At 58.9% G+C, this 21,659-nt stretch carries 24 protein-coding genes; 13 read left to right on the top strand and 11 right to left on the bottom strand.

From position 1 onward, the window contains the following. Positions 1–39 precede the first annotated feature (39 nt). The 3 genes from EKM85_RS00400 to EKM85_RS00390 all read right to left on the bottom strand — a co-directional run bounded on the left by EKM85_RS00400 (position 40) and on the right by EKM85_RS00390 (position 4,443). Positions 40–1,533, bottom strand: a complete 1,494-nt coding sequence (locus tag EKM85_RS00400) for a metallophosphoesterase family protein (protein WP_125584297.1) — start codon at positions 1,531–1,533, stop codon at positions 40–42. 238 nt (positions 1,534–1,771) lie between these two features. Beyond that, positions 1,772–2,758, bottom strand: coding sequence for an AEC family transporter (locus tag EKM85_RS00395; protein WP_125584296.1), 987 nt, complete (start codon positions 2,756–2,758; stop codon positions 1,772–1,774). 2 nt (positions 2,759–2,760) lie between these two features. Further along, a complete protein-coding gene (locus EKM85_RS00390; protein WP_263853283.1) occupies positions 2,761–4,443 on the bottom strand; it encodes a malolactic enzyme in 1,683 nt (560 codons plus the stop codon). 251 nt (positions 4,444–4,694) lie between these two features. Between EKM85_RS00390 and EKM85_RS00385 the strand changes: the two genes are divergently transcribed. Together EKM85_RS00385 and EKM85_RS00380 are read left to right on the top strand one after the other, a co-directional pair. Further along, on the top strand, positions 4,695–5,579 hold the full coding sequence (locus EKM85_RS00385; RefSeq protein ID WP_125584294.1) for a LysR family transcriptional regulator: 885 nt from the start codon (positions 4,695–4,697) through the stop codon (positions 5,577–5,579). Beyond that, positions 5,579–6,949 carry a class II fumarate hydratase gene (locus EKM85_RS00380; RefSeq protein WP_125584293.1) on the top strand — a complete coding sequence of 457 codons (1,371 nt, stop codon included), beginning with the start codon at positions 5,579–5,581 and terminating at the stop codon, positions 6,947–6,949. The genes EKM85_RS00385 and EKM85_RS00380 overlap by 1 nt, the downstream gene beginning before the upstream one ends. On the opposite strand, the gene EKM85_RS00375 is transcribed toward EKM85_RS00380, so the two are convergent. Further along, positions 6,940–7,881: a magnesium transporter CorA family protein gene (locus EKM85_RS00375; RefSeq protein WP_125584292.1), complete on the bottom strand. Its 942-nt coding sequence runs from the start codon at positions 7,879–7,881 to the stop codon at positions 6,940–6,942. The genes EKM85_RS00380 and EKM85_RS00375 overlap by 10 nt on opposite strands. A 60-nt stretch (positions 7,882–7,941) precedes the next feature. Then, the gene (locus tag EKM85_RS00370; protein ID WP_125584291.1) at positions 7,942–8,874 is read right to left on the bottom strand and encodes a magnesium transporter CorA family protein; all 933 of its coding nucleotides are present in this window, start codon (positions 8,872–8,874) and stop codon (positions 7,942–7,944) included. A 123-nt stretch (positions 8,875–8,997) separates the two neighbouring features. Here EKM85_RS00370 and EKM85_RS00365 point away from each other — a divergent pair, with 123 nt between their 5' ends. The 4 genes from EKM85_RS00365 to EKM85_RS00350 are packed head-to-tail and all read left to right on the top strand — an operon-like array spanning position 8,998 to position 11,372. Further along, a complete protein-coding gene (locus EKM85_RS00365; RefSeq protein ID WP_125584290.1) occupies positions 8,998–9,354 on the top strand; it encodes a DUF488 domain-containing protein in 357 nt (118 codons plus the stop codon). Beyond that, a complete protein-coding gene (locus EKM85_RS00360) occupies positions 9,354–9,896 on the top strand; it encodes a 5-formyltetrahydrofolate cyclo-ligase (RefSeq protein WP_125584289.1) in 543 nt (180 codons plus the stop codon). The genes EKM85_RS00365 and EKM85_RS00360 overlap by 1 nt, the downstream gene beginning before the upstream one ends. 49 nt (positions 9,897–9,945) lie before the next feature. Then, the gene (locus EKM85_RS00355; protein WP_125584288.1) at positions 9,946–10,890 is read left to right on the top strand and encodes an AEC family transporter; all 945 of its coding nucleotides are present in this window, start codon (positions 9,946–9,948) and stop codon (positions 10,888–10,890) included. Positions 10,891–10,898: 8 nt separating this feature from the next. Beyond that, the gene (locus EKM85_RS00350; RefSeq protein WP_125584287.1) at positions 10,899–11,372 is read left to right on the top strand and encodes a hypothetical protein; all 474 of its coding nucleotides are present in this window, start codon (positions 10,899–10,901) and stop codon (positions 11,370–11,372) included. A gap of 51 nt (positions 11,373–11,423) precedes the next feature. Here EKM85_RS00350 and lexA read toward each other — a convergent pair whose 3' ends face one another. Together lexA and EKM85_RS00340 are read right to left on the bottom strand one after the other, a co-directional pair. Further along, positions 11,424–12,050, bottom strand: coding sequence for a transcriptional repressor LexA (gene lexA, locus EKM85_RS00345; RefSeq protein ID WP_125584286.1), 627 nt, complete (start codon positions 12,048–12,050; stop codon positions 11,424–11,426). A 166-nt stretch (positions 12,051–12,216) separates the two neighbouring features. Continuing rightward, on the bottom strand, positions 12,217–12,408 hold the full coding sequence (locus EKM85_RS00340; RefSeq protein WP_125584285.1) for a hypothetical protein: 192 nt from the start codon (positions 12,406–12,408) through the stop codon (positions 12,217–12,219). A 212-nt stretch (positions 12,409–12,620) separates the two neighbouring features. Here EKM85_RS00340 and EKM85_RS00335 point away from each other — a divergent pair, with 212 nt between their 5' ends. After that, a complete protein-coding gene (locus tag EKM85_RS00335; RefSeq protein ID WP_125584284.1) occupies positions 12,621–13,799 on the top strand; it encodes an AI-2E family transporter in 1,179 nt (392 codons plus the stop codon). After that, positions 13,796–14,266, top strand: a complete 471-nt coding sequence (locus EKM85_RS00330) for a hypothetical protein (protein ID WP_125584283.1) — start codon at positions 13,796–13,798, stop codon at positions 14,264–14,266. Before EKM85_RS00335 ends, EKM85_RS00330 begins: the two co-directional genes overlap by 4 nt. Positions 14,267–14,321: 55 nt before the next feature. Here EKM85_RS00330 and EKM85_RS00325 read toward each other — a convergent pair whose 3' ends face one another. Further along, the gene (locus tag EKM85_RS00325; protein ID WP_125584282.1) at positions 14,322–14,738 is read right to left on the bottom strand and encodes a hypothetical protein; all 417 of its coding nucleotides are present in this window, start codon (positions 14,736–14,738) and stop codon (positions 14,322–14,324) included. A gap of 82 nt (positions 14,739–14,820) precedes the next feature. On the opposite strand from EKM85_RS00325, the gene EKM85_RS00320 reads away from it, so the two are divergent. Next, positions 14,821–15,843, top strand: coding sequence for a zinc-binding alcohol dehydrogenase family protein (locus EKM85_RS00320; RefSeq protein WP_125584281.1), 1,023 nt, complete (start codon positions 14,821–14,823; stop codon positions 15,841–15,843). 30 nt (positions 15,844–15,873) lie between these two features. On the opposite strand, the gene EKM85_RS00315 is transcribed toward EKM85_RS00320, so the two are convergent. The 3 genes from EKM85_RS00315 to EKM85_RS00305 all read right to left on the bottom strand — a co-directional run bounded on the left by EKM85_RS00315 (position 15,874) and on the right by EKM85_RS00305 (position 17,047). Further along, a complete protein-coding gene (locus EKM85_RS00315) occupies positions 15,874–16,167 on the bottom strand; it encodes a hypothetical protein (protein ID WP_125584280.1) in 294 nt (97 codons plus the stop codon). 26 nt (positions 16,168–16,193) lie between these two features. Continuing rightward, entirely contained in the window at positions 16,194–16,613 is a 420-nt protein-coding gene (locus EKM85_RS00310) for a GNAT family N-acetyltransferase (protein WP_164510614.1), read from the bottom strand. 77 nt (positions 16,614–16,690) lie between these two features. Further along, entirely contained in the window at positions 16,691–17,047 is a 357-nt protein-coding gene (locus tag EKM85_RS00305; RefSeq protein ID WP_125584278.1) for an iron-sulfur cluster biosynthesis family protein, read from the bottom strand. A gap of 818 nt (positions 17,048–17,865) precedes the next feature. On the opposite strand from EKM85_RS00305, the gene EKM85_RS00300 reads away from it, so the two are divergent. From EKM85_RS00300 to EKM85_RS00285, 4 genes are read left to right on the top strand one after another with little or no spacing between them, the layout of a single operon-like run. Beyond that, positions 17,866–18,315, top strand: coding sequence for a LytTR family DNA-binding domain-containing protein (locus tag EKM85_RS00300; protein WP_125584277.1), 450 nt, complete (start codon positions 17,866–17,868; stop codon positions 18,313–18,315). Then, positions 18,315–19,079 carry a LiaF transmembrane domain-containing protein gene (locus tag EKM85_RS00295; RefSeq protein WP_125584276.1) on the top strand — a complete coding sequence of 255 codons (765 nt, stop codon included), beginning with the start codon at positions 18,315–18,317 and terminating at the stop codon, positions 19,077–19,079. Before EKM85_RS00300 ends, EKM85_RS00295 begins: the two co-directional genes overlap by 1 nt. 12 nt (positions 19,080–19,091) lie before the next feature. Continuing rightward, on the top strand, positions 19,092–20,372 hold the full coding sequence (locus EKM85_RS00290) for an MFS transporter (RefSeq protein WP_125584275.1): 1,281 nt from the start codon (positions 19,092–19,094) through the stop codon (positions 20,370–20,372). Positions 20,373–20,391: 19 nt separating this feature from the next. Continuing rightward, entirely contained in the window at positions 20,392–21,657 is a 1,266-nt protein-coding gene (locus tag EKM85_RS00285; protein ID WP_125584274.1) for an MFS transporter, read from the top strand. Positions 21,658–21,659 lie beyond the last annotated feature (2 nt).

Raw genomic sequence — 21,659 nt, 5'->3', positions numbered from 1 at the left:
AATCGAAAAAGCTGTGCAGCTAACCGCTGCACAGCTTTTTTAGTCCACGGGCAGCTTATCGAGCCGCGCCACCATGGCGTCGATGGTCGGCTGGGTGGCCGCCGGGTCCTTCAGCAAGTAGCGTGCTTCCGCCGCCACCAGGCGCGTTTGCGCATCTTGCGCCTGGGCGTGCGCGGCCAGCGCTTGCTCAAGGGCCGTGCGGTCGACTCGCGGAAACACCCCGACGAGCAGCCGCTGCGCCTCTTCGGCAAGACTGCGCAGTTGGTCGTCACTGAAGCGGGCAAACTGCGGCGCCACTTGCGCCAGCCGCGCCTGCACAAACTGGCGAGTCAGCCGCGCTTCGATCGCCGCGTCGCTTGCCGATCCCATTAAGAGATTCTGGCTCAAGCGGGAAATGGCCTCAACGCTGTCATCGCGCCGAGCAAAGTAGGCGTGGTAGGGCTTGAGGTTCAGGTCCTGATCAAGCGCCCGCCGCGGCCGCACGCTGCCGATCAAGTCAGTGATCTGCGTCTGCACCGCCGCCCCAAACAGCTTCTCAGCCGGGGCCGCTGGCACTTCAGCTTGGCGCGGGTCATCGACGGTAGCTGAACTATAGCTGCGGTGAAGCAGCTGCAGCGCCCGGCTGGCTGCTTCAGGATCCTTCTTGGCCAAACCCGGTAGCGCCGCCGCCAGCGTTGTCGTGCTCAGGAGCAAATCATACTGCGGCAGCGGCCGATTAATGGCGAAGTCCCACGCCGCAAACTTCATCGTCCGAGCACTGAACGTGCAGTAGTAGCCAAGCGCCGCCCCGACATAGCCGTTCACGCTCAGCGCAAAAGCCGGCAGATCAATGCAGGTGCCAAAGCTGCGCGGGATCGCCTCTGCGACGCCAAAGCCGTTGTGCAGGTGCCCGGAGAGAATGAAGGTGTTCGGATGGCGCCTGAGCACGTCCTTGACCACCGCATCCTGGATCCCGAACCCGCCCCCGATGTTGCTGCGCCAATGAGTGTCGCGCAAGGCCTGATGCACTAGGACCAAGTTTTTCTGACCCTCGTCTTCGCCCGCCTGCAGCTGCTCATCGAGCCAGGCGATCTGCTGAGCGGAAATGTAGGCCGCATCCTTGAGGCCTTTTTCCGAGTTCATCACGATGAAGTGGTAGTCGCCTAAATCCACGGTGAAGTATGGCTGCCAGGCCACAGCTCCCGGCAGACGGCTCAGGTAATGGGCCTGGTACTCGGGCAGGACCACGTCGCGAAAATAGGTGGGGTCGCTTTCCTGATCATTGTTCCAATCTAAAGTGTGCGGCCCGCGAACATCATGGTTGCCCAGGCAAACGATCAGCTGGTCGACCGGCACCTTCTCCAGCGCACTCCACGCATCCTGAAATTGCTCCGGGGCCCCCCAGTCCGTGATGTCGCCGGCGACCACCACGGCGGCCGCCGGATCCAGCCGCCGCATGTTGACCAAGGCGTGATGAAACGAGGCGGTGGTGTGGCGCGTGCTCCCGAGGTGCAAGTCGGCCAAAATGAACAAGTGCAAGCTACCAAGATCCACGACATACCCTTCCTTTCACTGCTGATCGATCATGGCCAGCAGCCAACCCATCCTGCCGCTGTGCTCGAGCAGGGCCATGATCCGCGGCTGCGGACTGCTTCAAGTCAATTACTCCCTAGGTTACACCAGCATTGCCAATTGTGAAAGCCCATCCATTCCGCCCTAACCGCAAAAAAAGCGCCCGGCTTAGCGGACGCTCAACGGTCAATGACCCGAAGCGAAGATTCAATTCACTTGATCAAATTCCTTGGATCAGCAGCATGATCACCGGCACGACGATCACGAACAGGACTGTCGACAAGGTCACCACGTTGGTCGCGTACTCGACGTCGCCGTGGCCCTCGGTCGCCAAGATTGGCAGGACTGCCAGCCCAGGGGCCGAGGCCTGAACGATCAACGTCTGCGCCTCCAAACTTGGAATGTGGAAGCCCAGCTTGAGCCCGCCCATGATCAAGGCAAAGATCAGCGCCGGCGCGATCACGAAGCGGCCAATCAGCGCGACCACGGAATCACGGTCAAATTTGATGGCCTTAAAGCCCGCCTTGGCCAAGATGATCCCGATGTAGATCAAAGACAGCGGTGTCACCAAGCTGCCCACGTAAGTCATCGCGTTCACGAGAAAGCTCAGCCAGCCCACGTTGACGAATGGAATGTTAAACAGCAGGAAGACCAAAGCCACTAAGAAGCCCACCAGCGGCGCTGGCAGTAGTTTTTTCCAGTTGAAGGCAGTGCGCGCGCCGAGCTCGCCGGCGACCTTCGTGGGATCATCCCAGCTCATCAAAAACGCGCCAAGGGTCCAGGTCGACACGGTGTTGACCACGTAGTACATCAAGAAGTACGCCGTCGCCTTGTCGCCAAACAGCGCCATGTTCAGCGGCAGCCCGATGAAGATCGTGTTGGCGTTGACGAACATGTTGATGAACGTCCCGCGCCGGCCCGGCCGCACTTTAAGCAGTTTGACCAGCAGGAAGGCCACCACGTAGCCCAGCGCCACGGCGCCAAAGCCGTACACCAGCCCGGAAGACAAGCTGATCAGCTTGTCGCGCGTGAGGCGCTGCAGCACGGAAATAAAGATCGACGCCGGCAGGGCCACCTTCATCAGTAAATTAGAGATCGTCTTGCCAAATGCTTCGTCGAACCAACCGTTGCGCTGCAGCAGGTAGCCCAACGCGATCATGATCACGATGGTCAGGACGCTTTCAATACTTGTCACTAATGCGGTCATGCTTACTCCTCCATCTCCACGTCGGTCAATTCACGGTACTCAGGCGTCCACTGGCTGGCGGCGACCGCCTTGGCCACATCCGCGATCGGCTCCTCGTTCAGGCCGTCTTGAACGGCTTGGTTAGCCACGGCCAGCGCGACTGTCTTGCTAAACTGATCCAGCTTCGACACCGGCGGCAAAACCGCAGCGCCCGGCTGCGTTGGGTCGACTAACCCACCCAGGCTATGCGCGGCAGCAGAAATCATTGCGTCCGTCAGCAGCCGGCTAGTGGCGGCGATCGTACCCAGCCCCAGCCCCGGATAGACCAAGGCGTTGTTCGCCTGGCCGATCGCGTAAGTGACACCCTGGTACTCGACGTCTGCAGCCGGGATCCCGGTGGCCACTAGGGCGCGACCAGCGGTCCACTTGATCAGGTCCTCAGCCTTGGCCTCGGCCAGCTTCGTCGGGTTGGACAGTGGGAAGATCACCGGTCGCTCGGTATGGGCCGCCATTTCTTCAATGATCGGCTGGGTGAAGGTGCCGGGCTGCGTCGAGGTCCCAACCAAGACGCTCGGGTGAACCGCCTTGACTGCCGCTTCGAGGGTGGTCAGTGCGGCGGCGTTGGCAAACTCGCTGCGACTGCGGGCAAACGGCTTTTGCGCCGGGGTCAGCGTGGGGTCGTCGTCAAACAGCAGCCCTTGCTTGTCGACAAGGTAAAAATGCTTCTTGGCCTCGGCCGGGCTCATGCCCTGCTGCAGGAATTCATCGTACACCCGCTGCGCGATCCCCGCCCCGGCGGTGCCGGCACCAAAGCTCATGTAGACTTGATCGGTCATTTTCTGGTGAGAAATATTCATAGCGCCCAGCAGGCCGGCGAGCACGATGATCCCTGTGCCCTGAATATCGTCGTTGAACGTCGTGATCTTATCCTTGTACTGATTGAGGATATCCGCCGCATTGGCGCGCCCGAAGTCCTCGAAGTGGAGGTACAGGTGCGGGAACAGGGCCTCGGCCGTGGCGACAAACTTGTCGACGAAGGCGTGGTAAGCTTTGCCGTACACCCGCTCGTGGCGCACGCCGAGGTACAGGTCGTCTGCCAGCAATTCCTGCCGGGTCGTGCCCGCATCCAGAACGACCGGCAGCACCTGGCTCGGGTCGATCCCGGCGGCGGCCGTGTAGACCATCAGCTTGCCCACCGCGATGTCCACGCCTTGCGTGCCCCAGTCGCCGATACCCAGAATGCCCTCGGCGTCGGTGACCACAATCAGCCGAATGTCGCGGCCGTTGGCGCTGCGGCGAAGTGCGTCGGCCATCCCATCTTGCGCGTCAATGCTGAGGTAAGTCGCGTTTTGCGGCTCGACGAACAGCGCTGAGTAGTTCTCAATGGCATCGGCGATCGTTGGATCGTAGACGATCGGCATGAACTCCACGATGTGCTCCGAGAATAATTTGTAGAACAGGACGTGGTTGACGTTGAACAGCTGCATCAAAAACTGGCGCTTGGCGAGGTCAGTCGGTTTGCTTTGAAGCTGCGCGTAAGCCTGGGTGACCTGCTGAGCCAAAGTCTGAATGGCGCTTGGCAGCAGGCCGTTCAGCCCGTATTTAGCCCGCTCTTCAGCGGTAAACGCCGTGCCCTTGTTGACGAACGGATCGTGGATCAGTTGTTCTGGTGTGTATTTCATGGAAACCTCCTTGTTTAATGACAAGGCCCACTTTACGCGGTGACCAAAAATATAGTCAAACCTCGCATAAGCTATATTGTTTATTTATATGACGGGTCATGCGTGGTGAAAGCGTCGGCGGGCCAGGATTTCTGCCCGGGGCCGCCGGTAATTTTTTCGTCATTGGATCAATTATTAGGCCTAAACGTTAAATGACCCGCCTTTTTTCACCGCCTGCGGCCCAGACCGGCCCACCTGTGTTAATCTTTCTTTATATGATAGAAAGGACCCCGCCCATGAACACCAGAGACCTTGCCTACTTTGAGGCGCTGACGAAACTGAAAAACTTTTCCCAAGTCGCCAACCAGTTCGGCGTCACCCAGCCCACCATCACCATGGCCCTGAAACGCCTGGAGGCCCATTTTGGCATCCAGCTGATCGACCGGGACCAAAGCCACGCCCAGGTCACCGTCACCCCGGCAGGGACCACGCTGGCCGCCCACGTCCAAGTGATCACCGCGGAGCTCACGGCCGCAGAAGCCGAGCTGGCCCGCGCCCGCAGCGGTAAGATTCGCTTTGGTCTGCCGCCGATCATCGGCAACTATTACTTTCCAACCCTGGCCCCGGCGCTGATGCAAGCCGGCCTCATCGACCAGCTGCAAACGGTCGAGGCAGGCTCCCAGAATCTGCTCTCAGATCTGCGGACCGGCCACCTCGACGGCGCGTTGCTCGGCTCAACCGGGCCCCTGAATGCGCCAGCACTGGTCGTTCAGCCGCTGCGCCGGGTCCCGTTTACGATCGTCGTTGCGAATGACCACCCGCTAGCGGCCCACTCAAGCCTCCGCTTTGCCGACCTCAAAGATGAGCCCTTCGTGACTTTGGCGGAGGGGTTTGTCCACACCAAGGCCTTCGCGTGGTTCACCCGCACTGCCGGCATCCAGCCCAGTGTGGTCTACCGCACCCAGGACGTCGCCCTGCTCAAGCACATGGTGCAGGCCAAAGTCGGCGTTGCGCTGCTGGCCGAAATGGCAGTGCTGCCGGCCGATCATCTGAAGGCCATCCCCCTCACTGATTTGGGCCAGCCGACCTTTGATATCGCGCTAGTCACGAGCAAGACGCTGCGGCAAACGCCCGCCATCGACCAACTGCTCACTTTACTTAAGAAAGAAGGAACCCTCTAATGCGGATTGAAAAAGACGCCCTTGGCGAAGTCGCGGTCCCGGACCGCGCCGCTTGGGGCCCCCAAACCGAACGCTCGCGTCACAATTTTCCTGTCGGCCCGTTAATGCCGGCCGCCGTGATTCGCGGCCTGCTGACCATCAAGCAAGCGGCCGCCTGCGTCAACGTGACCAGCGGGATGGAAGCGAGTGTCGGCGAGGCCATCCAAACAGCCGCCAAGCGTTTGCTGGCGCTGCCCGATGACCAGCTGATGGCGAACTTTCCGCTGCACGTTTACCAAACCGGCAGCGGCACGCAGACCAACATGAACGTCAACGAAGTCCTCGCGCACCTGGCCGGCGAGGCGCTCGGTCAGCCAGTCCTGCCCAACGACGACGTGAACCGCGGCCAAAGCTCCAACGACGTTTTCCCGACCGCCTTGCAGATTGCGGCCTACCCCGCAGTCGGCCGCGTCCTTGCGGCAGCCGCACGCATGACGGCCACCCTCCAGGCCAAGGAGCAGGAATTCGCGCGGGTCGTCAAGCTCGGCCGCACCCACCTGCAGGACGCGACGCCGCTCACCTTTGGCCAGGAGGTCTCCGGCTGGCGCGCAACGTTAGCGCAGGATGCCGCCACAGTGGCCAGCCTGCAGAAGCAGCTGGCGGCGCTGCCGCTGGGCGGCACGGCAGTAGGCACCGGGCTGAACACCACCCCGGAAAGGACCGCCGCGATGGTGGCGAAGATCGCCGCTTTGACCGGCCAGCCGTATACGACCATGCCCAACAAGTTCCACGGCCTGGCTTTTCACAGCGAGCTCACCGTGGTCCACGGGGCGCTGAAGACGCTGGCGGCCGACCTGCTGAAAATTGCCAATGATATCCGTTTTCTCGCCTCGGGCCCGCGCGGCGGCTACGGGGAGCTGACGATCCCGGCCAACGAGCCAGGCAGCTCGATCATGCCCGGCAAGGTCAACCCGACGCAGGCCGAAGCCCTCACCATGATCGCGCTGCGGGTCCTTGGCAACGACACCACCGTTGGCATTGCGGAAAGCCAGGGCAACTTCGAGTTGAACGTCTACAAGCCGCTGATTGGCGCGGCCTTTTTGGAAAGCTGCGACCTGCTGGCCGGCGGGATGACTCAGTTCGATCAGCTGCTACTGAAAGGGCTGACCGTCAACGCTGAGCGGATGCGCCAGCTGGTCGATCACTCGCTGATGCTGGTCACGGCCCTATCGCCGCACATCGGTTACGCCAGGGCCGCCAAACTCGCGCAAACGGCACAAAAAAACGGCCAGACCCTGCGCGAGGTGGCAATTGCCGAAGGCGCAGTGACGGCCGAACAGTTTGACTTATGGGTCGATCCGTTGACTATGACCAATCTGGATCAGAAGTAATCCTTGCGGTGGAGCCACCACGCGGCGAGCCCGCTGAGCCCCGCGGCGATCAGGAGGGTCAGCCAGAAGCCAGCCACCGGCTTACCAAGCCACGGGATCCAGGTGTTTTGGCCGAAAATCCCCGAAACCAGCGGCGGGATCGCCAAAATGATCGAAACGGACGTCAGCATCTTCATGATCAGGTTCAAGTTATTGGCGACCACGGAGGAAATTGCGGTGTTGTACTGGTCGATCACCTCTTCCGTGCTCGCCACCATCGTCAGCAGCTGGCTGACCTTCACGCCGAGGAGGTAGCGCAGCCTCGCGTCAGCGGCAGCCGTGAAGTAACGGGGACTAGCCTGGAGCTCCTCGATCAGCTTTTGGGTATGGGTCAAGGCCGCATTGAAGTAGACGAGACTCTTATCGAGCGCCATCACCTCGTAAATCAGCGTGTTCTTGGCCGCTTGGGTGACGCGCTGCTCCATGGCGCGGGCCTGGTCATCGATCCAATCCGTGTCCGCGGTGTAACAATCCAGGATCTGATCGACAATGTGCAGCGCCAGGCTGTCGGCAGCTTCAACCTGATCCAGCGCCGCCAAATAGCGGTCCATCAGCCGCGGTGCCTCTTGGCTGATGGTGATTAGGCCATCCGCCACCAACAGCATGGCAATGGGCATGGTCTCGTACTCAGGGTGACCATTTTTGCTCTCAGTGCGGTAAGGCTCGCGGATCAATACGAACCCAGGGGCCGTCGCCTCGGCGCCCAGCGCCTCACTGCGGGCGTCCTCGTGATCATCCAGCGCGGCCTCCACGTAGCCATCTGGCAGGGCGTAGTCTTGTTTTAGCGTCTGCAGCTCCACTGCCGTCGGCTGATAGTAGCAGTGCCAGCAGGCGCCAGTTGTCTCTTGCGCACTCGTTTCGCGCGAGCGGGTCAGCGCGTAATCTTTCCGCATGATTATCACCTCTTGTAATAATTGTAGAAAAACGCCGGCGCTTCGTGCACGTCAAACGGGTCAGAAGTAGTCCTTCTTATGCAGCCAGTAAGCCGCCGCAACACAGAATAAGAGGGTCGCGAAGAGCAGCAGCCAGAACCCGGTGAGGCTCTGCTGCCACGGCACCTTGGTGTTCATCCCCCACAGGCTGCCAATGATGCTGGGAATGGTCATAATGATCGAGACCGACGTCAGCATCTTCATGATCAAATTCAGGTTATTGGAGACCACCGAGGACACGGTGGCGTTGTACTGATCGAGGATCGCCAGGTTGGACTGGGCCAGGGTAAACGCCTGGTGAGCCGTCCGCTCCGCGATCGCCAGCTTCTCCCGGTGGGCTGGCTCTGCCGCAAAGTACGCGGCACCTTGAAGCGCCGGCCAGATCGCCTGCGAATCTTGGAGTGCCGACGTGAAGAAGACCAGACTTTTCTCCACGGCCATGATTTCGTAAAGCAGCGTGTTATGCGACGCATTGCCCACCCGGATCTCCATGCTTTGCGTCTGCGCCGCCAGCTGGTCGGTATCGTTGAGAAACTGGCCAAACACCAAGTTCAGCACCGACAGGGCAAACACGACCGGGTCGGCAGCGTGATCCGCCATTTGCACACAGCGGTTGTGGATCGCGACCTTGCGCGGGCTAACGGTGGTCACCAGATGATCCTGAATGATGATGGCCAACGGACTCGTCGCGTAGGTTCGCTCCCCGTTCTTGCTGGTGGTTTGGTAGGGGCAGCGCACCAGAATCAGTCCGGCGCCGCTTTTATCCGCCATTCCGGCCACCCGCGGGTTCTCGTGGGCATTGAACACTGGCGTCATGTAGTCGACTGGGATCCCGTACTGGGTGGCCAGCTCATGGCATTCTTCCTCAGTCGCCTCTTGCACGGACAACCACTGCAGGGCCGTCGCCGCCGCCTTCTCTTTGGGCTTCACACCCAGCGCAGTGAAAAGATGCATAGTTGCCTCCTTAAGCTTTTGGCTCTAAGTTTAGCACTTTCACCCCGGCAGTCGGCCGCTTGACCCGCACGCCGAATTGGCCTTTAATTTGGGTATTGTTAGTTTCAGAAAGGAGTCTTCATCATGGAGTTTATTCCCGTTAGGATCTACGCCCATGACCAGCCGGCCGGGTACCGCCTGCTCGTCGACCGGGTCTGGCCGCGTGGCATCAGCAAGGTCAACGCGCGCCTGGACGACTGGGCCAAGGAGATCGCCCCGACGACCGAACTGCGTAAGTGGTACGGACACGACCCGGAAAAGGCGGCCGAATTTAACCGCCGCTACTTGGCAGAGCTGGAGGCTAATCCCGCCACTCCTGCCTTTTTAGCTAAAGTGCGGGCGCTGAAAACAGCGCGCGTCCTCCTGCTCTTCGGGGCCAAGGACGAAGACGACAACAATGCCACCGTGCTTTCTGGCTACCTAAAGGAGAAGATCGGCTAGTGCAAACCAAACCTGCCTTCCGCAAAACCCAACTCGCCCGCCTTAAACAGCAAGCCCCAACGACCCAGGCCGAAAGCGCCCAGCTGATTGCTCAGCTGCTGGTCTTGCCGCAGTGGCAAAAAGCGCATACGGTCGCGACTACGGTCAGCGGCCCGATCGAAGTCAACACCGCGGACATCGTGCAGGCCGCCCGCGCCGCCGGCAAGACCGTGCTGCTCCCGCGCGTGATGCCGCACCGCCAGATGGTCTTTCTTCCCGACCCCGGCGAGGACGGGCTGATCACCAGCAAGTTTGGCATTCCAGAGCCGCCTTACGACCCCACTCAGGTCGCTCAGCAGCCGGACCTCATCATTGTGCCCGGCATCGCCTTTGTGCCAGCAACCGGCGCACGGATCGGCTTTGGCGCGGGCTACTACGACCGCTTCCTGGCCGACTACCCTGGCCCCACCGTCACCCTCGTGCCCAGTGTGATGAATTTCGCCGCGCCGGCCTGGCCGGTTGAGCCCTTCGACGTCTTGATCCAGACGCTGCTCACTGTTTGATCCAACCATTCGTTGCGGCTCGTCCCCGCCGCTTGTTAGGAGTAATTTTTTGACTGCTTTTCTCTCTAGTTTAGGTGGGGTCACAGAGATCCTACTTCTGGTTGCCATCGGCTACGGGCTGACGGCTATTGGCTGGTTCAACGACCGGTCCAGTCGGGTAATCGCCAAAGTGGTCACCCAGGTCGCCCTCCCCGCTTACATGATCGACACGATCTGCTCACGCTTTTCGGCCGGCGAGCTCAAAGCGCTTCTGCCCGACCTTCGCTTTCCCGTCCTGTCTATGGCGCTGTTGTTCGGCTTGTCGTTTGCAGTCGCCCGGATCATCCGCGTGGCGCCCAAGCGGCGTGGTCTGTTTAAGTCGATGTTTTTCAACTCCAACACCGTCTTCATCGGACTGCCGGTCAACCTTGCCTTGTTCGGGCCCAAAAGCCTGCCGTACGTGCTGGTCTACTACATGGCCAACACGACGATTTTTTGGACGATCGGGGTCTACCTGATCCAGCAAGACGGCCCGCACGCCGCTCACTTTGATCTCAAGCAAACGCTGGGCAAGATCTTCTCCCCGCCGCTGCTCGGGTTCATGGTCGGCGTCCTGCTGGTCCTGCTTCACGTTCAACTGCCGCAGTTTCTGATGGCGACGTTTGGCTACGTCGGCGGCCTGACCATCCCCGGCTCCATGTTCTTCATCGGCATCGCCATGTACCAGGCAGGCCTTGGCAACATTCGCTTTGACCGGGAGATGATCGGCGTCTTCTCCGGCCGCTTCGTCTTCGCGCCGCTGATCATGTTCGGCCTAGTGGCCTTTGCACCGGTGCCGGTGCTGATGAAGCAGGTCTTCATCCTGCAGTCGGCCATGCCGGTCATGACCAACGCGCCGGTCGTTGCCAAGCTGTACGGCGCCGACGCTGAAAACGCCGCCGTCACCGTGTCCGCGACGACCCTGTTTGCGATCATCGTCATCCCCATTGTGATGACGCTGGTCTCGCGCCTATGAGGTTGGCAATGAAAAAGTTAATCATCAGTCTGGTCGTCTTGCTCGCCCTGACCGGGTGCGGGCACCCGGCCGCCAAACAACCGGCGGCGAGCAGCAGCGCCGCCTCGCCTCAGCTGAAAAAGCCCAGTAAGCGTCCGAACACCAAGGCGGGCATTGACGACTTGATCGGCCACTACTGGCTCAACACCGAAGATTCCGACCAGGTGCTTCAAATCACGGCCTCTACCGGGGGCTACTTCATCGATGTGCAGCGGTACACGGCGGCCCAAGCAGGCTACGCCACGGCAAGCGCCGGCGTGTTCGCGGCCTCACTCACCCTGAATCAGGACACGTACACTTTCAGCGGCAAGGCCCAGCCCAATGCCACAAGCGCGACGTGGCAGTTCAAAAAGCTGAGCCGCACCCGCATTCAGCAGTTGCCGGAGGGGCCGGTCTTCAGGCGAGTCAAAAACGATGACCTCACAACGATCGAACACGAGTAGCATCAAAATGGCGGCGTCGGGAAAAATCCCGACGCCGCCATTTTGGTGTGACTATTTGATTTCGCTCCGGTAAAGGCCCACCACGACACCAAGGATCGACACGTCATCAAAGTACATGTCCGCCATCGTGTCGTTTTCGGGGTGCAGGCGCACGCCTCCATTTTCGCGGTAGAACCGCTTGACCGTGGCCTCATCGTCCTGAGTCATTGCAACGACGACCTGCCCATTCTCGGCAGTCTCCTGCTTGCGGATGATCAGCTTATCGCCGTTGAGAATGCCCATCTTGATCATGGAAGACCCGGACACCTCGAGGATGAACAGGTCATCGGCGATGTATTCCAAGTCATCCGGGATCGGAAAGTATCCATCGACGTTCTCAATCGCGGTGATCGGGACCCCGGCGGCAACCGTCCCCACGATGGGGATCCCCTCTTCGGCGATGCCAATGTAGGAGAGGCCCGCCTTCGTGAGCATCAGCGTCCGCGGCTTGGCTGGGTCCTTGGCGATGTAACCCTCCGCCAGCAGCCGATCAAGGTACGCGGCCACGGTGGAACTAGAGCTTAGGCCCACGCTTTTGCCGATTTCACGGACCGTTGGTGGGAACCCGTTACTCTGAATGGAATCGTGAATCGTGTGCAGGATCTGCTTCCAACGTTTCTGACTTGCTTGGGATGGCATGGCCGTCCGCCTCCGCTCTCTAGTTTTCTCTATCATACCAGCGGGAACGCTTGTTTGCAAGTCAATCGTGCGCCGGTAAGCGGATTTAGCAGTGGCAAAGCCTGTCAGTGGCAAAGCCTGTCAGTGGCAAACAAAAAGCGACCACCCGCAGGCAGTCGCTTAGGCCTCAGTACCGGTGAACCAGATCCAGCCGGTGCAGCTGCCGCCGGTCACACTTGTTGCGTTGCATCAGGTAGACGCCGCCGACCAGTAAATCCGCCGCGCTCAGTCCGATCCCCACGGCCGTGTTGGTAACCAGTAAGACCACCGTCGCTAGGACCAGGACCCGTAGCCCCCACTTCATGACTTTTAAGACCATTGAACGTCCCCCCTCTCTGTTTTTAATACCCTCAATTATACATGAATCAGACTGATTGTAAAGTTTGTGTATACGGAATGTTTACATTTCTCCAATTTCTTCACAATTCGAATAAGATCTTTACTTAGCGAAAAATCAGTCTAGCGTCGGATTCGCTTTCACCCTGCTGTTTGGGTATCATATAATTAGTGGTCGAGAAAGGTGGCACCCGCATGCAGACCAAACGTTCCCAGTTCTATCAGCGGTTTCTTAATAATAAGTTTGCCGTCTTCCTGATCGACATTGTGCTCGTCCTGCTGGCGATTCTGCTGTTCAGCAAAATTACGTGGGTGTTCACCCCGGTCGCCAACTTTTTGAGCATTGTCGCCCCGCCGTTCATCCTCGCGGGGATCCTCTTTTACATGCTGAATCCGGTCGTCAACTGGTTCCATCGCCGCGGGATGAACCGCCTCTGGGCCATCGGCTTAGTCTTCCTGCTGCTCATTGGGATTCTCGCTTTAGCGATCACCCGCGTGGTGCCTCCCATCGAAAGCCAGGTCCGCAGCTTCATCAGCGCCGCGCCGAGCTACTGGGACCAATTCGTCAAGTGGGCGACCGACCTTAACAACCAGCAGAACCTCTTCAGTGACAAGCAGCTGAACCAGTTTGCCACCGAGATTCAAAACTGGGTCACAAAACGCGGCTCCACTATTTTGTCCGGGACGCTGTCGTCTTTGTCCTCGATCATCTCGACCGTCGGCACGGTGGTCGTGACCCTCGGCACCGCCCCCATCGTCCTCTTCTTCATGCTGAAGGAAGGCAACAAGTTTACGCCCATGATCCTGCACCTGATCCCGACCAAGCAGCGTCAGAGTTTCGGCGAAATGCTGCACGAGATGAACCTCAAGATCGGCTCCTACGTGCAGGGACAGCTGACCGTCGCGTTGGCGGTGGGGATCATCTACATGCTGGGCTACTCGATCATCGGCCTGCGCTACGGTCTGATCTTTGGGATGCTGGCGGCGCCTTTAAACCTGATCCCGTACTTCGGATCGGCCTTAGCCCTAGTGCCGGCGCTGATCATGGGCGCCATTCAGGGGCCGAAAATGGTGATCGCCGTCGTGATCGTCTTCTTCATCGAGTGGCTGCTTGAGACGCAATTGATCTCCCCGTTTGTCATGGGGAGTAAACTAGAGATGCACCCGATCACAATCGTCGTGGTGCTGCTGACGGCTGGGTCAATGTTCGGCCTGCTCGGTGTCATTCTTGGGATCCCCGGGTTTGCCGTGATCAAAATCATCGCGGTCCGCCTGTTCAAGTGGTACCAGCAAGTGTCAGGCCTGTACCCAAGCGATCCCCCCACCAGCAACCTGCCAGCAAATGCGCAGGAGAAAGCAGATGAGCCAAAATGAATCTTTTCCTAATCGTTCTCGATATTGCCCTGATCGGCCTTGGTGCGTACTACCTGTACTGGCAAAGCCGCATCGACGTGCCGGGAGCCTACTCGACCTTTCAGCTGGTAATGGCCGTGCTGTTTGGCTTTTGGTTCATCAGTAGCGGCGCCGCCAGCATTTACTACATCATCTTCATGGCAGCATTTTTGACCCTAACGGTGATGACCGGCACCACCGGGCTCACCCCCACGCGGCTGATCAACGTCGGCTTGTTCTCCCGCGTGATTCCTTATACCAGGCTGATCGGCGTCACCCTAACGCCGCTGCAGCTGCCGAACGGCCAAACGATGGTCGTCGCCGTGTTCGGCCTGTCCGCCCGGCGGTTCGTGCGCCTGACCTTCCGCTCCGACCTGCAATCACTCGTGACCATTTTGCGCCCGCGGGTCCCTCAAAACGTTGAGATCCGCGTGCAGCAGCTTCAGTAAGTCACCACTCAAAAAGCCGCCTGGCGCTGCCAGGCGGCTTTCGTGGCTACTGATATTACTTCTGACTGTCATCCAGATCTGCTGGGGGCAGCGGGCCGCGGTCAGAAATGTGGTGCGGCTCACGAAGCGCAAACAGCCCCGCCAACACCAGCACGCCGCCAGCGATGCCCACGATCACCTGCCACATGACCAACAGACCGATCAGGTAAACGTACATCAGGGCGACGATCCCGGCCCCAAACAATAAGTCCACCCAGAAGCGGCTCATCCGCGTCCGCGCCGCCGTGTCGAAGTAGGCCAAAAGACCAATCAGAATTACCAGCCCAAACCCGAAGCTGAGCGCGGCCATTTTGGCCACCGGGGTTTCAGGCAGGGTGACGTACCAGGCAAACCAACTGAAGAGGCAGCCAAACACGAAAAGCAGCACGTTGATCCAAAGCTGGGTGTGGGAAGCTTTTTTGGTGGTGCGCATACGGGGCCTTCTTTCGGAATTTATCTCTTTATTGCTCAAAACAGCTACAATTAATATAGCACATTCAAAGGGAGCCGTAATGATGAGTCAAAACTTAGCTTTTGTCGCTTACAACGGGGTCAGGCTGAGCGAGCCGGAAAGCTTGGTCCCGCTGATGATCGATCGTCCAACCCCGGGCCCGCACGACGTGGTTGTCCAAGTCCAGGCGATCGCCTTAAATCCGGTGGATGAAAAGCAGCGGGCCGGATTGCACCAAGCCACCCCCCGGATCTTAGGCTACGACGCCTGCGGCACCATCACCGCGGCCGGTTCGGCCGTGAAAGGTTTCAAAGTGGGCGACCGGGTCATGTACGCCGGCTCGACCAAGCGTCCTGGCAGCTTTCAACAGTTCCAGGCGGTGGCCGCGGCACTGATTGCCGCCGCCCCTGCCCGTCTGACCGCCGGCGAGGCCGCCGCGCTGCCCTTAGTGGGGCTGACCGCCTGGGAACTCTTATTTGAAAAAATGCACTTTCAGCCCGCTGCCAACGCCAACCACGGCCAAACGCTGCTGATCATCAACGGCGCTGGCGGCGTCGGCTCCATGCTCAGCCAGCTCGCCCATTGGAGCGGCCTGAAGGTCATCGCCACCGCCAGTCCCAGCCATTTTGACTGGCTGTATCAACACGGCGTGGCGCTCCCGCTCGACTACCACGACGACCTCGCCCTTGCCGTGCACCAGGCCGGCTATGCGTTTGTGGACGCCGTCGCGCTCCTGTACGCGACCGAGCCGCACTTAAGCGTGGCCGCCGCCTTGGTTGCCCCGTTTGGCCACGTCGGCACTTTGACCACCCCACAAGGCCCACTGGACGTGACCGCACTCAAGGCCAAGGCCGCCAGCCTAGACTTTGAATTCATGTTCGCCAAAAGTGACTTTGACCATGACCCGGCCAGCCAGGGCCACATTTTATCGCAGCTCGGGGCCATGGCCCAGGCCGGGCTGATCCAGCCCAGCGTCACCAAACGCTTTGACCGCATCACCGCCGCTAACATCAAGGCCGGCCTCGAACAGTTGATGCAGGGCCACCAAGTCGGCAAAATCGTGCTCGAAGGCCCGTTTGAGGCCTAACGAAAAGGAGTGGCCATCATTGCCACTCCTTTATTTAGCAAAGCCCAGTGCTTTTTGGAGCACCGCCTTGGCCTGTGCCGCCGTGAATCGTGCCGGATCAAAAATGATACTCCCCGGCCCCATGTAATAATGATACAGTGCCAAGGTCCCCCGGGGGGCCACCGTGCGCAACCGCAACTCGTCGTTGATCTGCTCAAGGTATTCATGGCACCAGCCGGCGTCCATCATCGCGGGCTCGTCGCGCTCGGTGACGTAGCCCTGCTCAAGAATCAGGTTGGCGCCTTCAGCTTTTTGTTCCCGCGTCACATTTTCGGTGGGTTCCATTGCGACCTCCCAGATAAGTGTCTAAATCAAAACTTTGGCTCCAGCAGCTTCCGCGGCCGCACGAACGTGGCCACGCGAGTGTCGCTGCCGCGCTGAAACCCAGCGTGCTCAAAAAAGTCAGCGAGCGCATCGTTGGTCGTCACGATCACGATCCGGTCGACCTGTTTGAAGTACTCGTCAAACTGTTTGAGGAGTTCGGCCCCGATTCCCTGGTGCTGGTACTCGGGCAGGACGATCAGGTCCTGGACAAACACGATGGTGTGCATGTCGGAGACTCCGCGGATGACGCCGATCAGTTGGTCGCCGTCCCGCGCTGTCAGCAGCGTCGAGTTCGCAATGCCGCGGGCGGTCTCAGCGGGGTCATTGAGGTAGTGGGTCAGGTGGACCGCACCATACAGTGCCTTGATTTCATGGATCGTCAGTGCCGATTCAAATGTGTAGTTCAAAATTTAACCTCCAGAATTCAGGTGCCAGATTAGATTTTAACCCAAGCTACCGTTAATTCAAGAGGAAAAGTGCCTACCTATTTTTTCTCGGTGAAATCCAAAAAGCCCATATCGCTATCGATCACCCCACCGTCACCGCTCAGTTGCATGGTGTTTAGCGTCTCGTTCAAGTGGACCGTCAGATGCTCATCGAGGTCCTCGGCTGAGTAGTCTTTGATCAGGAGCGGACCGAGATTCGAGTCGACCGTCACGTTATAGCCGTCCGCCTTAGCATCCTTGGCGACAACATTGAGCGTAAACTGGATCATCATGTGGATCATCGCGTGCTGCGAGTATTGGCCCACGCCGTCCTCAAACGTCAAAAGCAGTTTCTTATCCGGCCCCAAGTGCGGCTGGATCTTCGCCTTGGCCGCATCATCAAAAGTTAATTCCATCTCAATCACCTCCATGCCAAAGACTAAGCCATCTGCGCTTTAAGGGCAATTAATCAGGCTCGAGAGCCTTAAGATTTTTTTGACAAATTGCTGGTCCAAGGTCACACTTTCTTCACATTATGGGACTATCTTAAACTCATAGAAATGAGCCACCCACTCATTTCCATACCCATACCCAACTTTTTCATTTTTACTCCTCCAAAGTAAAAATCGCGAGTCGGCCGCCCAGCTGACTCGCCAAACCTTACTCCTTGGCCATCACCCACCCAGTGATGGCCTTTTTTGTATGAAGGTGCGAAGGCGCGACGGTCTTAGTCCGACGGCTAGCCTAGCCAGAGGCATTGCCGCTGGTCTTTGGCGGCGAGGCCTCTGGCGTAGCTAGACGCTCGGGCGTTGTCGCGCCGCGCCCAATTAGGTGAAGGTGCGAGGGGCGACGGTTTTAGCGGGATGATTTGCCTAGCTCAGTGCGCCGAAGCCAAAAAGCGGCTTCAACGCACTGAGCGTAGCAAAGCACTCCCGCGTTGTCGCCCCATAGCCCAGTTGCGCAGTCTGTTAGCGGCTTGGCCGCTTAAAGACTGCCACTCGGCGCAAGTCTGCAACGCAGACTTGCTAGAGCAAAACCGCTCACGTGCTTATCGCTAAGGGAGCCCGACTCGATGCGATACTGCGACACAGTTTTCCCTTCCTTCACATTTCCAGCCGACTACCACCCCCGGCTCAACCACTCACGCGGCATTTTTGACCGGATGCGCGCCGCCTATTTCACTCAGCAGATTTTAATGGTCTAATAAGAAAGTACCAGACAGGGAGGTGGGGCAATGAAAGTCACAGTTGAAACCGATCCGCAGCTTGACGAACCGGAGTTGATCATCCGGGCGAAGGATCAGGCAGCGGCCGAGGCAGTGCGCAACGCGTTGACGGCGCCCACCGCCGCCCCCACCCTGCCGGTCTTTCAGGACACGGTGGAGCGGTTCCTGCCGCTGCCGGCGATCCTGTTCATCGAAACCGAAGGCCGAACGCTGCAGGTTCACACCCCTGATGATATTTTCACCAGCAAGCAAAAGCTTTACGAGCTGGCCGAATCCCTGCCTGGGAGCTTCATGCAGGTCGCCAAGTCCGTGATCATCAATTTGAACCAGGTGGCTTCAATCAACCGGTCGCTGTCTGATTGCCTGGTCGAATTTCAAAACAGTCATAAACAGGTCTACGCATCCCGGCGCTATTACAAGGCGCTGGTCGAGCGGTTAAACGAAATGAGGGGTTTGTAATGGAAACCAAACAAGTTAAATGGGGCCACTGGTTCTGGGGATTATTCTTCGTCGTCTGCGCCGGCATCTTAGTGCTGAGCCAACTCGGCCTGTTCACCTATCACTTGCGCTTCTGGACGTTGGTCCTAGTCCTGATCCTGGTCGCCGCGGCAATCAAGAGTCTCGCCAGCCTGTCCTTCACTGGGCTGTCCTTCAGCCTCGCGTTCTTGGCGATGCTCTTCGCCAAGCCGCTGGGGATCCAGCAACTGGTCCCATGGACGATCCTCGGTGCGGCCCTGCTGCTGTCGATTGGCCTGACCCTGCTGTTCAGGCCGCTGAAAAAGCACCACTTCAGCGTCGTGACGATTAATGACAAGCATTACACGATCAGCGAACTGCGGCAGCTGCAAAAAGAGGCGAAGCAAGCGCCCAGCTACGTCCCGAGCAGCGAATCCGCCGACGTCACCGTCAACGTGAAACTCGGCAGCGCCACCCGCTACGTCCAGCAAGGCGACTTCCGCCACGCGGTGATCCGCACCAACCTGGGCGATGCCAAGGTCTTCTTTGACAAGGCGACCATCATCAACGAGCCAGCGCTGATCGAAGTGCTCGGTCAGATGGGCGACATCAGTCTGTACATCCCCCGCGAATGGAACGTCCAACCCAACCTGGGCAACTTTGCGGTCGACTTCAACGAAAAAGGCGAGACCCCGACCAAGACCGGCCCGCTCGTGGTGCTGGCCGGTGATTTTAAAATGGGCGACGTCACGATCCACTATATCTGAGAGGCGCCCGCCATGAAAAATCTCACGCCCCAAACCATCAAGATGCTGGTGCTGAAATTCGCCGGCACCTTCGGGTCAAGTATGCTCTCGTTTGCCATCGGCCTGTACATCTTGCACCGCACCGGCTCCGCGCTCAGCATGGGGGTCACCATGATCACCGGCCCCATCGTCTCTTTGATCCTGACCCCCTTTGTTGGCTACGTGGTCGACACGATGAACCACCGCCGGATCATGATCACAGCGCAGGTCACCACCAGTATTGCGCTGGTGCTGTTCGGCTTCGGTTTTCGGCTCTGGCCGGCGCAGTATTACCCGGAAATGATCGCACTCATCATCGCGCTGCAAGTCACCGACAATTTTCTTAGCACAACGCTGACGGCCAGCCTGGTCCAACTGTTTGCGCCTAATGAGCTGCAGCGGGTGAACTCCCTGAATCAGTCCATTGCCAGCCTCGCGATGTTTCTGGCACCGCTGATGGGGGCCATGCTGTACACGCTGGTGTCGATCGACACCTTTGCCTTTATTGAAGTGCTGTTCGAGCTGACTGCGCTGGTCGCCATTTTCCTGCTGAAGTTTCAGCCCTTCGCGGCCCAAACGCCAGCCGAGGCGGCGGAGGCGCAAGAATCCGTCTGGCAGAATTTCAAAACCGGCTTTGCCTACCTGAAAAATCAGCAGCTGATCTTCATCCTGACCGTGTCCTCGGCCTTTCTGAACTTCCTCTTCGCCGCCGTGAACGTCGGCCTGCCGTACCTGCTGATCCAAACCATGAAAATGACCAATAACCAGTATGGCTTCGTCGACTCCGGCTTTGCCATCGGCATGTTTGGCGGCGGCATCCTCCTGTCGATGCTGAAAATGCGCAGCCATCCGATCAAGTTCTCGTTCTTTAACATCATCCTGCTGGCGATTCTCTTCACCTTCACCGGCCTGCCAGCCGTGCTACGGTGGACGGGGCTACTAAGCACCGGCTACTTCTGGATTCAAAACATCGTCAACGGGGTCTTGATTGTGCTGATCAACACGCCGATCAACACCTTCATGCAGCAAGTGATCCCGCATCACCTGCAGGGCCGCGTGTTCTCGCTCGACGGCACAATTTCGCAGATGCTGGCGCCGCTGGGCACGTTAATGTTTGGGGTGCTGTTTGATCACCTCGCCGCCCCGTTGCTGTTTGGCGTCACTGGCATCGTCCTGATCATCTTCACGCTGATTGTCACCGGCCTGATCAAGCACCACCGGCTTTACGACAAGCCGGAAAACCAGCTGCCAGCAGTCGCCGCCTCAGCCAACTAAACCTCACTAGGAGTTGCTCTTGAAAAACCTTACGCCGCAGACCATCAAAATGCTCATCTTAAAATTCGCCGGCACGTTCGGGTCAAGCATGCTGTCTTTTGCCATTGGCCTGTACATTCTGCACCGCACCGGCTCCGCCCTTAGCATGGGCGTCACGCTGGTCACCGGGCCGGTGGTGTCACTGCTTCTGACGCCGTTTGTCGGCTATGTCGTGGACACCATGAATCACCGGCGCATCATGCTGAGTGCGCAGGTGGTCACCAGTGCTGCGCTGGTGGCTTTTGGGGTCGTCTTTAAGCTCTGGCCCGCGCAGTACTACGCGGAACTGATTGCATTGATCATCGTGCTGCAGGTCACCGACAATTTTCTCAGCACCACGCTGACCGCCAGCTTGGTGCAGTTATTTGAGGGCAGCGAGCTGCAGCGGGTCAACTCGCTGAATCAGTCCATCACCAGCCTGGCTGCGTTCCTGGCGCCGCTGATCGGCGCCTGGCTCTACACGCTGGTGGCCATCGACACCTTCGCCTACATCGAGGTACTGTTCGAGCTGACCGCGCTGGTCGCGATCCTGCTGCTGAAATTCCGCTCGTTCGCCCAACCCGCCACGCCGCAGCCGCGCGAGTCCGTCCTGAACAACTTCAAGACCGGGTTCGCCTACGTCAAAAACCAGAAGCTGATTCTGACCGTCATGATTTCCTCAGCCGCGGTCAACTTCCTGTTTGCGGCCATGAACGTTGGTCTGTCGTATCTGCTCATTCAGACGCTGAAGCTTTCCAACCAGCAATACGGGCTGGTCGATTCCGGCTTTGCCATTGGCATGTTCAGCGGCGGCATTTTGCTGGCGGCCATCACCATCCGCACCCATCCCATCCGTTTTTCCTACTTCAACTTGTTCCTGCTGGGCGCCATGTTCACGACCACTGGTGTGCCGGCCCTGTTCTCCTGGCCCGGCTGGCTCAGCACCGCCTTTTTCTGGCTGCAAAGCATGCTCAACGGAGTCCTGATGGTACTGATCAACACTCCCGCAAACACCTTTAAGCAGCGGATCATTCCCCAGAATCTGCAAGGCCGCGTCTTTTCTCTCGACCTCACGATTTCAACGCTACTTGCGCCGATCGGCACGCTGGTGTTCGGAGCCCTGTTTGATCACTTCGCGGCGCCTTTGCTGTTTGGCATCGCCGGCAGCGGCCTGCTGCTATTGACCCTGACCGTCACCACCGTCATCAGCCGCCAGCACCTGCTGGTCCGGCCGGAAAATCAGGTGCCGGAAGCAGATCAGAATTAAGG

Origin of the sequence: Lacticaseibacillus jixianensis (genome assembly GCF_003946485.1) — a bacterium.
Lineage (GTDB): Bacteria > Bacillota > Bacilli > Lactobacillales > Lactobacillaceae > Lacticaseibacillus > Lacticaseibacillus jixianensis.
Note: the sequence above shows the minus strand (reverse complement) of the source record. Positions and strands in the feature narration are given on the sequence as shown.

What these genes read in the sequence shown, in the direction of transcription:
- EKM85_RS00395 (WP_125584296.1), bottom strand. Translation starts at nt 2,758, where the DNA reads ATGACCGCATTAGTGACAAGTATTGAAAGCGTCCTGACCATCGTGATC.
- EKM85_RS00385 (WP_125584294.1), top strand. Translation starts at nt 4,695, where the DNA reads ATGAACACCAGAGACCTTGCCTACTTTGAGGCGCTGACGAAACTGAAA.
- EKM85_RS00380 (WP_125584293.1), top strand. Translation starts at nt 5,579, where the DNA reads ATGCGGATTGAAAAAGACGCCCTTGGCGAAGTCGCGGTCCCGGACCGC.
- EKM85_RS00375 (WP_125584292.1), bottom strand. Translation starts at nt 7,881, where the DNA reads ATGCGGAAAGATTACGCGCTGACCCGCTCGCGCGAAACGAGTGCGCAA.
- EKM85_RS00370 (WP_125584291.1), bottom strand. Translation starts at nt 8,874, where the DNA reads ATGCATCTTTTCACTGCGCTGGGTGTGAAGCCCAAAGAGAAGGCGGCG.
- EKM85_RS00365 (WP_125584290.1), top strand. Translation starts at nt 8,998, where the DNA reads ATGGAGTTTATTCCCGTTAGGATCTACGCCCATGACCAGCCGGCCGGG.
- EKM85_RS00350 (WP_125584287.1), top strand. Translation starts at nt 10,899, where the DNA reads ATGAAAAAGTTAATCATCAGTCTGGTCGTCTTGCTCGCCCTGACCGGG.
- lexA (WP_125584286.1), bottom strand. Translation starts at nt 12,050, where the DNA reads ATGCCATCCCAAGCAAGTCAGAAACGTTGGAAGCAGATCCTGCACACG.
- EKM85_RS00340 (WP_125584285.1), bottom strand. Translation starts at nt 12,408, where the DNA reads ATGGTCTTAAAAGTCATGAAGTGGGGGCTACGGGTCCTGGTCCTAGCG.
- EKM85_RS00335 (WP_125584284.1), top strand. Translation starts at nt 12,621, where the DNA reads ATGCAGACCAAACGTTCCCAGTTCTATCAGCGGTTTCTTAATAATAAG.
- EKM85_RS00330 (WP_125584283.1), top strand. Translation starts at nt 13,796, where the DNA reads ATGAATCTTTTCCTAATCGTTCTCGATATTGCCCTGATCGGCCTTGGT.
- EKM85_RS00325 (WP_125584282.1), bottom strand. Translation starts at nt 14,738, where the DNA reads ATGCGCACCACCAAAAAAGCTTCCCACACCCAGCTTTGGATCAACGTG.
- EKM85_RS00320 (WP_125584281.1), top strand. Translation starts at nt 14,821, where the DNA reads ATGAGTCAAAACTTAGCTTTTGTCGCTTACAACGGGGTCAGGCTGAGC.
- EKM85_RS00315 (WP_125584280.1), bottom strand. Translation starts at nt 16,167, where the DNA reads ATGGAACCCACCGAAAATGTGACGCGGGAACAAAAAGCTGAAGGCGCC.
- EKM85_RS00305 (WP_125584278.1), bottom strand. Translation starts at nt 17,047, where the DNA reads ATGGAATTAACTTTTGATGATGCGGCCAAGGCGAAGATCCAGCCGCAC.
- EKM85_RS00300 (WP_125584277.1), top strand. Translation starts at nt 17,866, where the DNA reads ATGAAAGTCACAGTTGAAACCGATCCGCAGCTTGACGAACCGGAGTTG.
- EKM85_RS00295 (WP_125584276.1), top strand. Translation starts at nt 18,315, where the DNA reads ATGGAAACCAAACAAGTTAAATGGGGCCACTGGTTCTGGGGATTATTC.
- EKM85_RS00290 (WP_125584275.1), top strand. Translation starts at nt 19,092, where the DNA reads ATGAAAAATCTCACGCCCCAAACCATCAAGATGCTGGTGCTGAAATTC.